We start from the raw sequence: 12,740 nt of genomic DNA, 5'->3' as shown, positions 1-12,740 counted from the left end.
ACGGGATCTGGTTCGGCTAAAGCCGGGACACGTTGACCCGTAAGGGTGGTGTTCTGGCACCATCTTTCTTCGCACGACCTATTATCTGCTCAATCTGGAGCACGCTTCATGTTTCGCTATTTCGAAAACCTTGTTGACCCTTTTGCCGCTTACACGGAAACCAACACGCCGCCCACGCGGCTGTGGCCGTTCATGCTGGAATATACCCGGCCCTTCTATGGGCTGTTTGTCTGGGCGGCGCTGATCTCGATCATTGTGGCCGCGGTAGAAGTTGGGCTGATCTACTACATGGGCCGCGTTGTGGACCTGTTGTCCGGCTCTCCGGCCGAAGTCTGGAAAGCCCATGGCACCGAGTTGATTCTGATGGCCATCTTCGTTCTGCTGCTGCGTCCGCTGTTGCATGTGGTGGATGTATTGCTGCTGAACAATGCAATTTTGCCCAATGTAGGGACTATTTTTAGATGGCGTGCCCATAATCATGTGCTGCGCCAGTCGGTGAAATGGTTCGAAAATGATTTCGCCGGCCGTATCGCCAACCGCATCATGCAGACGCCTCCCGCCGCGGGTGAGGCGGTGTTTCAGGTGTTTGACGCGATCTCTTTCTCGCTTGCGTATCTGGTGGGTGCGGCGATCCTGTTGATGGCCGCCGATCCGCGCCTGTTATTGCCGTTGCTGATCTGGTTTGCGCTCTATGCGCTGCTAGTACGATGGACGGTTGCGCGGGTGGGGCCCGCGTCCAAGGCGGCCTCGGATGCGCGGTCCCAAGTGACAGGGCGGGTGGTGGACAGCTATACCAACATCCATTCGGTCAAAATGTTTGCCCATGACGCGCAAGAGCTGGGCTATGCCCGCGAAGCAATCGAGGAAACGCGTCGCACGTTCCAGATCGAGATGCGGATTTTCACCATCATGGATGCTGTCCTGGTTGCGCTGAACGGGCTGCTGATCGTCAGCGTGGTCGGCTGGGCCATTGCGCTTTGGATGCAGGGCAGCGCCTCGGTCGGGGTGGTCGCGGCGGCGACGGCGCTGACCTTGCGGCTGAATGCGATGACCGGCTGGATCATGTGGGCGTTGACCAGCTTCTTTCGGGAGCTGGGTGTTGTGGCCGAAGGGATGGAGACGATTGCTCAACCCATCGACCTGCTCGATGCACCGGACGCACAGCCGTTGCAGCTGACCCGCGGTCAGATCGACATCCGCGATCTGTCGCATCACTATGGGCGCGAGACCGGAGGGCTGGATCACATCAACCTGACAATTCAGCCTGGTGAAAAGATCGGTCTGATCGGGCGGTCCGGAGCCGGTAAGTCGACCTTGGTCAAGTTGCTTTTGCGGTTTTATGATGTCGAACAGGGCGCGATCCTGATTGACGATCAGAACATCGCACAGGTCACGCAGAACAGTTTGCGCAGCCATATCGGCATGGTGCAGCAGGACAGCGCGTTGCTGCACCGCTCGGTCCGGGACAACATTCTCTATGGCCGCCCCGGAGCGACAGAGGGGCAAATGATCGCCGCCGCCAAGCAAGCCGAAGCGCATGAGTTCATCCTTGATCTGCAAGACCCGCAGGGGCGCACGGGTTATGACGCGCATGTGGGTGAGCGTGGCGTGAAACTGTCCGGTGGCCAACGGCAACGAGTGACGTTGGCGCGAGTCATTCTGAAAGATGCGCCGATTTTGCTGTTGGATGAGGCGACGTCCGCCCTAGATTCCGAGGTCGAAGCCTCAATCCAGGAAACGCTCTACGGCATGATGCAGGGAAAAACCGTGATCGCCATTGCTCACCGTCTTAGCACGATCGCCCGCATGGACCGTATTCTGGTCATGGATGGCGGCAAGATCGTCGAGCAGGGTGGCCATGCAGAGCTACTGTCGCAGGGCGGACTGTATGCTCAGTTCTGGGCGCGGCAATCCGGCGGCTTTCTGAACCCGGAGGCCGCGGAATGAGGGTTGCTGACCTCATAAACCCGTTCAAATCCACCGAAACGCCCCCGCCGCAAACGCTGGGGGCGTTCATTCGCTGGAGCCTGTCGGGCGCCTGGCCGATGATCTTTGTTGCCGCGTTCTTCTCGGCGTCGGCAGGTGCGATGGAAGCCGGAACTGCCTGGATCTTGGGACGCGTCATAGACGTGGCGACCCAAGGCGGTCCCGAGGGTTTTCTGAGCGGCAGCAATCTGTGGGTCATCCTTGGCGGTGCCGCGTTCTTCATGCTGCTGCGCCCTGTGTTTTTCGGCATGTCGGCCCTGTCGAACAACTATGTCGTGATGCCCAATATCACGCCCTTGGTGTTGGCGAAGCTGAACCGCTGGACTCTGGGCCAATCCGTCACCTATTTCGATGATGATTTCGCCGGACGGATTGCGCAGAAACAGATGCAGACCTCGAACGCGATGGCCTCGGTCGTGTCCGAGACGATCAGTGCGATTGTCTTTGCGCTGGCCTCGCTTGTGGGTTCTTTGCTTTTGTTAGGATCGATTCATCCACTGGTGATGATGCCTTTTATCGGCTGGCTCATCGTCTACTTCCTTTTGATCCGCTGGTACCTGCCGCGAATCCGGTTGCGCTCGGCCGCGCGGGCCGGGGCGCGGGCGATGGTGTCGGGGCAGGTGGTGGATACGATCACCAATATCAAGACGGTCAAGCTGTTCGCTCATTCCGCGTTCGAAGATCAGGCCGCGCGTACAGCTATGGTCGATCTACGCGAAAGATCTCTGGAGTTCGGCAGCCTGTCCGCCGCTTTCCGGTTCATCCTGATGGTGCTGGCAGGTGTTCTGCCGGTCTTGCTGATGGGCGCGACCTTGTTGCTGTGGCGCAGCGACATTGCGACGGCGGGTGATATCGTTGCGGCGGGCGCAGTCTCGATCCGCATTTCGCAGATGACCGGCTGGGTCAGTTTCACCCTGATGGGTCTTTACGCCAATATCGGCGAGGTCGAAAATGGCATGAAAACCCTGGCCAAACGTGACCGGGTCGAGGATGCACCTGCCGCAAAGGAACTGAAAGTGGGTCAGGGTCAGATCGCCTTCGACCACGTTAGCTTTGCCTATGGTCGTGATATCGGCGGCGTATCGGATGTGGATTTGGTCATTCACCCCGGCGAAAAACTGGGGATCGTTGGGGCCTCTGGCGCAGGTAAATCGACGCTCGTCTCGCTGCTATTGCGGCTCTATGACGGGGAAAAAGGCGCTATTCGCATTGATGGGCAGGACGTGTCACAGGTGACGCAGGACAGCCTGCGCCGTCAGATCGGCATGGTCACGCAGGAAACCGCGATGTTCAATCGCTCGGCGCGTGACAATATTCTGTACGGGCGCCCCGATGCTTCTGAGGATCAGATGATTGCCGCCGCAAAAAAGGCCGAGGCGCATGAATTCATCCTGTCCCTGCAAGATGCTCACGGTCGCACCGGCTATGACGCGCATCTGGGTGAGCGGGGCGTAAAGCTGTCGGGTGGACAGCGTCAGCGCATCGCTTTGGCCCGCGCAATCCTCAAAGACGCCCCAATTCTGGTGCTGGATGAGGCGACCTCGGCGCTGGATTCCGAGGTTGAGGCGTCGATCCAGACAGCCCTGCACCGCGTGATGGAAGGCAAAACCGTTCTGGCCATTGCCCACCGCCTGTCCACCCTCAGCGAGATGGACCGGATCGTGGTTCTGGATCAGGGCCGCGTCGTCGAATCCGGCTCGCATGACGCGCTGCTGGATCAAGGCGGGCTTTATGCGCGGTTCTGGCACCGCCAGTCTGGCGGATTCATTCAGGCCGAGGCGGCGGAATAGGGCCCAAAGGGCTTTTGTTGTGTGCAAGGCACCGGTATCAGGCCCGCATGACTCAGACATTCACCATAAACCGCCTTGGCCATCAGGGCGACGGGATAGCCGACGGTCCCGTTTATGCCACCCGAACCCTTCCGGGTGAGGTGGTCAGCGGCACGCTTAACGGGCAGGTTTTGACTGATATCCGGGTCGAAACCCCCTCGGACCAACGGGTGAAGGCACCGTGTCGCCACTATAAGGCCTGCGGTGGCTGTCAATTGCAGCACGCGTCGGATGATTTTGTCGCTGACTGGAAAGTGGCGGTGGTGCGCAACGCGCTGGCCGCGCAGGGGCTCGATGCCCTGATGCGGCCCATTCACACCTCGCCGGAACGTTCGCGTCGCCGTGCAACGATTGCCGTTCGGCGGACGAAGAAAGGCACGCTTGCCGGGTTCCATGGACGCGCGTCTGATACCATCACCGAGATCCCCGATTGTCACCTGCTGGACCCGGCCCTGATCGCTGCCATTCCCGTGGCCGAGGCGCTGGCTCTGTTGGGTGGCAGTCGTAAAGGCGTGCTGGCGGTGACGCTCACCTTGTCCGAAGGCGGACTGGACGTTGCGGTCAAAGGCGGCAAGCCGCTGGATGGCCCGTTGGAACTGGCCCTTGCGCAAGCGACCGAGAAACACGGGCTTGCCCGCCTCAGTTGGGAGGGCGAGGTTATCGCGATGCGCCACGCCCCGGTTCAGCGCTTTGACGGAGCTGCGGTTGTACCGCCGCCCGGTGCGTTTTTGCAGGCGACGAAAGAGGGCGAACAGGCTCTGTTACAGGCAGTTTTGCAGGCCACGCAGGGGGCAAAGCGGGTTGTCGATCTGTTTGCAGGATGCGGAACCTTCTCGCTGCCTCTGGCGCAAACTGCCGAAGTTCATGCAATTGAGGGCGAGTCTGCGATGACCGACGCGTTGGATCAGGGGTGGCGCCGGGCACAGGGGTTGAAAAAAGTCACGACCGAGGCGCGCGATCTGTTCCGCCGCCCGCTGATGCCGGACGAGCTGAAACCCTATGACGCCGTGGTGCTGGACCCGCCCCGCGCCGGGGCAGAGGCACAAACTGCCGAGCTGGCGCAGGCCAAACCTCTGGTGATTGCCTATGTTTCGTGCAACCCGGTCACCTTTGCCCGCGACGCAAAGACGCTGGTTAACGCAGGCTACACCCTTGAATGGGTACAGGTGGTTGACCAATTTCGGTGGTCGTCCCACACCGAACTTGCCGCCCGGTTCGCTCTGAACCCCTAATCGCACTGGAGATCCCGAATGGGCATCAATCAGCGTCTGCTGACCATTATAGAAGCGCCGATTTTCGGCAAAATCATCACCGGTGTCATCCTGTTTAACGCCGCTCTCTTGGGCATGGAAACCTCCGAGACCTTGATGGAGGCTGCGGGCCCTTTGATCGTGACTCTAGATAAGCTTTGTCTTGCGATTTTTGTGGCCGAGATCGCGATGAAACTGGTCGCGACCGGGCGTCGATTCTTCACAAGCGGCTGGAATATCTTTGATTTTATCATTGTGGGCATAGCTCTTGTCCCCAGTGCCGGCGCATTGTCTGTGTTGCGGGCACTGCGAATTCTGCGAGTGTTACGCGTGATCTCGGTCGCGCCGCGCCTGCGTCGGGTGGTCGAAGGCTTTATCTCGGCGCTGCCGGGCATGGCCAGCGTATTTTTGCTGATGGCGATACTGTTCTATATCGGGGCTGTGATCTCGACCAAGCTGTTCTCGGGCAGCTTTCCCGACTGGTTCGGCGATCTGGGTCTGTCGGCCTATACACTGTTTCAGATCATGACGCTGGAAAGTTGGTCTATGGGGATCGTCCGCCCAGTGATGCAGGTTTATCCCTATGCATGGCTGTTCTTTGTTCCCTTCATCATGGTCACGACCTTTGCAGTGGTGAACTTGCTGGTTGGTCTGATCGTGAACTCGATGCAGGACGCGCACCATGCCGAGGATGAAGTGAAAACCGATGCCTATCGGGACGAGGTGCTGGAACGGCTGGAAAATATCGAAAGACGCCTGGCCGAGCGGGCGAACAGCAAAAAGTGATTTCAGTTTTTGTGTTTTATGGCATAATTTCGGAAAAAAATAAGTAGCAGGCAGTGAAATATGGATCGTCGAGCATTTGGATTGGGTGCTGTGGCAGCGGTAGGCCTTTCGGCCTGTGCCTCGGCCAGCCCACGTTTTCTAACTTATGATGGACCCGAAGTAACATCTTTGGTCATCAACAAGGGCGCGCGGAAGTTGTATCTTCTGCACAACGAACACGTCCTCAAGGAATATAATGTAGATCTTGGATTCGCCCCCGAAGGGACCAAGACCAAGCGCGGCGATGGGCGCACCCCCGAGGGCACCTATCTGATCGACCGCCGCAACCCCAACAGCCGATATCACTTGTCGTTAGGAATCTCGTATCCCAATTCCAACGATGTTGCGCAGGCCAAAGCCGCCGGGGTTGATCCGGGTGGGGATATCTTTATCCACGGCCAACCGAACAGACGGGCTGAACGCAAACGCGCCAAGAAAACGCCCGATTGGACGGCAGGCTGCATCGCCGTCAAGAATGAAGAGATTGAAGAGATCTACGCGATGGTAAACCGCGGCACGATCATCACCTTGCGCGCGTAACCGGTTTCCACCGATCAAATCCGAATTGCATATAGTCGCGCTGGTAGGTTTCGGCCGCCAGCGCCTCGATTTTTTCGTCACAAATGTCTGACAGGTCGTAAGGCGCATCGCGCACTACGGCCGTTGGAGTCGGGGGGGCCTCATGGCCGAAACGGCGCGCCAACTCGGGCAGGGCAGTGGTGACGTCTTCTTCGCGTAGGATCAGATCAGGGGGCGTGAAACCCGCCATCCCCTCCAGCACTTGTGCCTGGCTGCACCAGACCCCGTCAACGCGCACCGGAGTCTGACCGGCCAGATTCTGGCGGAGAAAGGTCAGGAATTCGCAAAAAGCCTGATGGTGCTGCTCGATCGGATAATTGCCGTCGCGCAATTGACCGGGGATTGGCAGTTTGAACCGATTGCGCAGCATGTTGCGAATTTTCAGATAAGCGCCCGGTTCGGTGCTGAGGATATAGCGGCAATAGGCCGTATGAGCCCGCGCCAAAGGGTGGCGCAGCACCGTGAATTTGCGGTGTCCGGGATGTGATTGCAGCCAGTTCCGTGCTTGTCGCCTGTTCTGGCCCGTGGTCAGATTATCCTGCGGCACGCCATCCAGATTCGCCAGCCATTGCGTGATCGGCCCTTCCAGCCCGCCGCGCACAGGCAGATACATCAGCGGCGTTTGCGGGGCGGCCACATAGGTCGCAACAGCCGGACCGCGCCGGGGCTCGAAATTCGGCGTGCGATGCAGGTTGAACCGGTCCAGAGTGGGCAGCGCGCGCTCCATCTCATCAGGGTTTGTCACTTTGGAGCGCGCCGGTTCCGGGTTTTGCGGTTTGAGCGTGTCGTCCAATGCATCCAACCGCGCCTCAACCCCCAACCATGCGGCCAGGCCGTTCAAACTGTCCAGCCGCCGCAGATCCTCGTAGGCAAGGTAGAAGGGGGTCTGACCGGTGGCTTGCATCTGGTGCAGGATCGAGGTTTGGAAGGCGTGGTGTTGATCCAGAAACCGTTCGAACTCGGCCGCGTCAAAACCAACCTGCGCTTCGCGCCGCCGCTTTATGTTCTTGAGCTGCCATTGCTTGGTTTCCCGCGCGATCTTAAGCGAAACATAGCTGTCCAAAGGATTGCGCGTCAGAATAATCTTGGCGCAGCGCGGATCGGTCAAAACAGGCTCTAACACACGATTGTCGTGACCGTCGAAAAACCGAAACCCGTTCAGACCGTCGCCCGACCGGATGGCGTCCAGCAGGGACAGCGGGTCCGCATCGCGTTCATCCAACGTGATTCCTAACAGATCGTCCTTTTTGATGCGCCCGATGAAATGCGGATTGAACGCCTCTCCATGGCTGGTCACGCCGTCCAGCGCATTCAGGTTTGCTTCCAAAAGGTTCGAACCGGTGCGCATGGCTGCGAGAATAACGAAATAGTCGAAGGTCTTGGCCATTGCGTGCTATTGCACCAGATAGGGTTTCGGAAACGGGCGGAGTTTGGTGCCAAACACGTCATCCGCCGGAAAATCGCCCATCAAATAGGGGTGCATGCCCTGGTTTTTCAGATTTTGCAGGAATTGGCCAAATCCGCTGAGATCCACCATGGTGGGGGCTTTGGTCAAGTGGCCGTGGGGTTGTGTACCAATCTCATCAATCACGGTTTGTAGAGCTTCCATCGGCGATTCCACGAACTCGGCCAAGGTCCAGGTCCTGACCCGTGCCTTGGTCCAGACCGAGTTCAGAACCTCTAGCTGTTTGGTCTCGATTTGCTGAAGTCGCGCCGCCTCGGCCCGGATGTCGGCGAAATCCCGGTTGGACCGGAACAAGGGGATCGCCCAGGCCCCCGTGATGACCGAGATTTGGGCATTTCGGTCGCGGGCAAAGAACCAGTTGATCTTTTGCGTGTCGCGCGGGCTGAACTGAAAACATTGTCGTTCACCCCGCGTGTTCCAGATCAGGTTTGAAACGAATGCAGTGGGATTATAGTCGCGCAAAGTGGCGCAATCGCTTAAGGCACCGTTGATGACAGATGCCCCATCCACAAATTCGGCCCGCTCAGGGTCGAACAGATGTCCGTGAACACGCGTTCCGGTACAATCCGTCAGCCAGGGTGCAAAATCATCGAACAACTCGGCAAAGCCCTGAAACACAGAATAGGGGAAACAGGTCAGGCCATTTTCGCTGCCATGGCGGGGGAAGCGGCTTTGCATGTACAGCCCGTCCCGGCCGCGGGTCCGACGTTCGACCGCTTTGGAAAAGACTCGGTCAATCTTGCCGGGGTTGGGCTCTGCCCGTTCCAACGCGCCGGATTGATCCTTCAGAAAACTTTGGTACAGACGATCAGCCTCGCACCAGATTTTGCGGGCAACAAAACAGTCGGACCGGCGCAGCAATTGTAGATGGTCGTCATAGAAAATATGCGGACGACCCTGAAAATCGAATTTCGACAGAGTCAGAGACCGGCTTTCAATATGTGTCGAATACATTCGGGCCAGCGTCTGGAAATAGCTTTCATCCGGTATCCAGACCCGACTGAAATAGCGGTCATAGGTCTTGCGTTTGGGGTCTTGCAGAATGGCGGACAGAGTCTGACGGGTCAGGCACCACCATTGGCTGCCCATATGTGGTACAAGACCGTCTGGAATTCGTCGGCGCAGACCGAGCGCGCGTTGGAGCTTCACATGGACATCAAACAATTTGCGATGCTTGCGCCAGGAAAACGGAAACCGCAGGGTGAACCGTTCCTGATCCAGCCCGCCAATTGTCCAACTGACATCTGCGGTCGTGGCGCTTTCGATGAAATCGACGCGGGGCCGCTGTGCAAGGTAGTCGATGAGTTCGGCAACTGGGCGCAGAGGCAGACACGCGCCGGAGGACAGAAAAACGTGATGCACATCGGGAAAAGCGTTCAACATCATCTCGGACGCTGATTGCGTGGCTCGCACAATTCCCCAGCCACCCCAGTGGCAGGTGAACCGGTCTGAAAAGCGGATCAGGGGTTCATCTTTACAAGCGGCTCTGAACGCAGCGCATGTGGGGTCGGGCACTTTGCGATCCACGTGAATGACAACAGGGCATCCGGCGGCGGCCCAATGGCGGGCAACCTGTTCGGCCCGGTTGAAGGCAGTGTGGACCAGCATGACAACCCCAAGGCTCATGCCCAGTTCCCCTTGGACATCAGGCCGAGAATCTCAAGCTGCCGCCAGTTGATGTATTTCTCGGACCAGTCACACCAGAACACCGTCTGATCCTCCAAACCTTCGGCATAGGCGCGGTATTCACCGGATTTGCGGTAGTGCTGGCCGCGTTGCATTTCTTCCAACGCCTTGGCGCCCAGCTTGTCGATCAGCTTGGCGTGCAGTAGGGCACCGCTGGCTTTTTCGCCGCCCCATTCGTCATAGACTTGATTCAACCCGCGCGGCAGCAGGGAATGGGTCGAGCTGACATAGACATAGCGCCGGTCCCATTTCACAAGCGGGATCTTGTTAAGCGCGGGGGCTTTTTCCGGTGTGTCGCGAAAAAACGTGCGTGCGCGGGGGCCGCCCTGTATCCACAGGTTCCCATACTCGGGGTTCTTGGTGATCATGTAATTGCCCGCGTCGAACCAACGGGCGATTTCGAACGGGTCCTGACCCTCGCGGTAAGGTTCATCATCCACGGGTCCGCGTGGGTACATATCGACCAGCATGGTGCCGAAACTGCGCACGGCACATCCGTTCAACCAATCGGTTAAAGCGCGGATGGGGCGCGTGTCGCAGAACGGGTAGATAAAGAACTCGTCCGGGTCGACTGTCAGTACCCAATGACCGTGGGCGTATTTCCGCAGCAGGTAGTTGGACCAGTCGATGCCAAAGGTTGCCCGCCGATAGCTGGCATCAGTTGACCAAAGCGAGACATCGGGTTGATTGGCCAGAAACGCACCGGTTCCGTCCTCGCTGTCATTGTCGACGAACAGAAAGTGATCGACCCCCAGCTTTCGGTAATAGTCCAGGAAATACGGCAGGCGAATTTTCTCGTTCCGCACGACGCTGACCAGCAGAATATCGCGGCGGCTGATCTTGTTAGTCTGGTCCAAGACAGGCGTCAGTTCGCGCCGCTTGCGCAGGCAACGCAAAAGGCGGCGCTTGCGCCGCAATCTCATGCGATACGAATCCAACAGGCTCACGTGACGGCCCAACCTTTTACTTTACGCGAGCATCTCCGGGGCCTGGATCAACCAGAGTGGTGCCGGAGCATTGCCGCGTTATGCCATCTTTCCATCTATCAAAGCAACGCATTTACAAGTCGTTAGCCCGCGCGGCGGATTTCCACTCAATTTTTCCCATCAGGCCAAGCTGCTGAAGCTGTCTCCAGCCTTTGTAACGGGCCGAGTTGGGCGTCCACATGGTGGGGCGATTAAGAATGCTGTCGTAATACGTGTTGAATTGATCGGGGTCGTGGAAATGTTGTCGGCGGGTCTTATCGACACCTGATTTCTCAACCACTTCGGGCAGGAATTTCGTATGCAGCAAAACCCCAGAGGGCGCGTTGTCGCCCGGTCCGTTATAGGCTGCGTTCAGCCTGCGCGGCAGGGCAGAATGACACGAATTCACATATGCATAGCGCCGCGACCAGCGGATCAGCGGGATTTTGTTCAATGTGGGTGACTTTTGCGGCGTTTCGGCAAAGAACATCCGTTCCCGCGCGCCCCCTTGAACCCATAGGTTCCCCAGCGGAACCTGCCTCTGCATCCGATATGGCCCAGTGTCGAACCAGTTCAGAACTTCGGTTGGGTCGGCGCTGGGGTCATAGTCCTGCATCCCCAGTGACGTGTCGGGGTAGAGATCCAGCATCAATGCGCCAAATGCGTTTCGCCCGGTGCGGTTCAGCCATCCGGTGAGGTCTGGCAAAGGATGGGTGTCGTGGTCGGGATAAACTAACAGCTCATCTGCATCGACCATCAGGGTCCAATGGCCGTGACCGTATCGCATCTGCAACCATGTCAGCCAATCCAGACCAAAACGTGACGCACGATAGCTGGCCGTGGTTTGCCAAAGCGAAACGTCGGGTTGGCATTCGAGATACTCGGTTGAGCCATCGCCGCTGTCATTGTCGACGATCAGAAAATGACCGACGCCCAATGCGCGGTAATGGTTGAAAAACCACGGCAACCGATTGCGTTCATTGCGCAGGGTGGTGAAGGCCAGAATGGCACCGGGACGAATGTCGCTGGTCCGGTCTATCAGGCATGTCAGGACATGTCGGCTGCGGAACGCACGCCACAAAAGCCGCCGACGTTTCAGGCGCAACCGGTATTTCTGCGCCCATGAGATCGGCGGGAGAGGGTTGGTGGCAGCGGTCACCGCGCCCTCATTTCTCGTAATGCCCGTTTTGTTGCCAACGCCATGCATCCGCAATCATCGTCTCTAACGTTGAGCTTTTTGGCGTCCAGCCCAGTTCAGCCCCGGCCCGAATCGAGCCGGAAACAAGCTTGGTGCAATCCCCCGCCCGACGCGGACCGATGGAATAGGGCACATCACGGTTGGTGATCGCTTTGGAATGACCGATGACCTCCATCACTGAAAAACCCGTCCCGGTGCCCAGATTGAACACGCGGCTGCCCTTGCCGTGCTCCAGCCAGTTCAGGCCCAGCACATGCGCATCGACCAGATCGCAGACATGTACATAGTCGCGGATGCAGGTGCCGTCAGGCGTGTCGTAGTCGGTGCCGAACACGGTCAACCCGTCGCGCTTGCCGTCTATGGCGTCCAGCATCAGGGGGATCAGATGAGTCTCGGGACGGTGGAATTCGCCCACTTCACCGTCGGGGTCCGCGCCAGCTACGTTGAAATAGCGAAAGATCACATGGTTCAGTACATGCGCGGCATCAAAATCGCGCAGGATATCCTCGATCGCGCGTTTCGAAGCCCCGTAGGCGTTCAGTGGCAATTGCGGCGTATCTTCGTCCAGAACCACATTGTCATGCTCGCCATAGGTGGCGCAGGTCGATGAGAATACGAAATTTTTGCAGCCCGCAGCGACCGTGGCCTCGATCAGATTGAGCGAGCCGGTGACGTTATTGGTCCAGTATTTTCCGGGCTCCGACATCGCTTCACCCACCTGGCTGAGGGCTGCGAAATGCATGACGGCGGCGGGTTTGTATTTGTCAAAGACCTCATCCAGCCTGGCTCGGTCCAGCAGGTCGCCCTGTTCGAACGGGCCGAATTTCACTGCATCCTGCCAGCCGGTGATCAGGTTGTCATAGGTGACGGGCGTGTATCCGGCCAGTTTCAACGCTTTGCAAGCATGGGACCCGATATATCCGGCGCCGCCGGTTACAAGAATATTCGTCATCGGAC

10 protein-coding genes are annotated in these 12,740 nt (G+C 58.2%); 5 read left to right on the top strand and 5 right to left on the bottom strand.

What is annotated here, in order from left to right; genetic code table 11:
* Positions 1-108: 108 nt before the first annotated feature.
* Genes ACR0L1_RS13725 through ACR0L1_RS13705 form a run of 5 tightly spaced genes read left to right on the top strand, consistent with a single transcriptional unit; the run spans position 109 to position 6,430 of the window.
* A complete protein-coding gene (locus ACR0L1_RS13725) occupies positions 109-1,947 on the top strand; it encodes an ABC transporter ATP-binding protein (protein WP_480859414.1) in 1,839 nt (612 codons plus the stop codon).
* The gene (locus ACR0L1_RS13720) at positions 1,944-3,776 is read left to right on the top strand and encodes an ABC transporter ATP-binding protein (protein WP_480505415.1); all 1,833 of its coding nucleotides are present in this window, start codon (positions 1,944-1,946) and stop codon (positions 3,774-3,776) included. Before ACR0L1_RS13725 ends, ACR0L1_RS13720 begins: the two co-directional genes overlap by 4 nt.
* Positions 3,777-3,823: 47 nt before the next feature.
* Positions 3,824-5,047: a class I SAM-dependent RNA methyltransferase gene (locus tag ACR0L1_RS13715; protein ID WP_480859411.1), complete on the top strand. Its 1,224-nt coding sequence runs from the start codon at positions 3,824-3,826 to the stop codon at positions 5,045-5,047.
* Positions 5,048-5,065: 18 nt separating this feature from the next.
* The gene (locus ACR0L1_RS13710; RefSeq protein ID WP_480859409.1) at positions 5,066-5,851 is read left to right on the top strand and encodes an ion transporter; all 786 of its coding nucleotides are present in this window, start codon (positions 5,066-5,068) and stop codon (positions 5,849-5,851) included.
* Between the two features lie 60 nt (positions 5,852-5,911).
* Complete coding sequence (locus ACR0L1_RS13705) at positions 5,912-6,430, top strand: L,D-transpeptidase family protein (protein WP_170771395.1); 519 nt, start codon at positions 5,912-5,914, stop codon at positions 6,428-6,430.
* Here ACR0L1_RS13705 and ACR0L1_RS13700 read toward each other — a convergent pair.
* The 5 genes from ACR0L1_RS13700 to galE all read right to left on the bottom strand — a co-directional run bounded on the left by ACR0L1_RS13700 (position 6,414) and on the right by galE (position 12,735).
* Positions 6,414-7,856 carry a nodulation protein NodH gene (locus tag ACR0L1_RS13700; RefSeq protein WP_480859407.1) on the bottom strand — a complete coding sequence of 481 codons (1,443 nt, stop codon included), beginning with the start codon at positions 7,854-7,856 and terminating at the stop codon, positions 6,414-6,416. The two genes, ACR0L1_RS13705 and ACR0L1_RS13700, sit on opposite strands and share 17 nt — an antisense overlap.
* Before the next feature lie 6 nt (positions 7,857-7,862).
* The gene (locus tag ACR0L1_RS13695) at positions 7,863-9,560 is read right to left on the bottom strand and encodes a DUF5927 domain-containing protein (RefSeq protein WP_170790221.1); all 1,698 of its coding nucleotides are present in this window, start codon (positions 9,558-9,560) and stop codon (positions 7,863-7,865) included.
* On the bottom strand, positions 9,557-10,543 hold the full coding sequence (locus ACR0L1_RS13690; protein ID WP_480859406.1) for a glycosyltransferase family 2 protein: 987 nt from the start codon (positions 10,541-10,543) through the stop codon (positions 9,557-9,559). Before ACR0L1_RS13690 ends, ACR0L1_RS13695 begins: the two co-directional genes overlap by 4 nt.
* A gap of 136 nt (positions 10,544-10,679) precedes the next feature.
* Positions 10,680-11,744 carry a glycosyltransferase family 2 protein gene (locus ACR0L1_RS13685; RefSeq protein ID WP_480859404.1) on the bottom strand — a complete coding sequence of 355 codons (1,065 nt, stop codon included), beginning with the start codon at positions 11,742-11,744 and terminating at the stop codon, positions 10,680-10,682.
* Positions 11,745-11,751: 7 nt separating this feature from the next.
* Positions 11,752-12,735 carry a UDP-glucose 4-epimerase GalE gene (gene galE, locus ACR0L1_RS13680; RefSeq protein WP_480859402.1) on the bottom strand — a complete coding sequence of 328 codons (984 nt, stop codon included), beginning with the start codon at positions 12,733-12,735 and terminating at the stop codon, positions 11,752-11,754.
* Positions 12,736-12,740 lie beyond the last annotated feature (5 nt).

The organism is Ruegeria sp. J8 (assembly GCF_056531925.1).
Note: the sequence above shows the minus strand (reverse complement) of the source record. Positions and strands in the feature narration are given on the sequence as shown.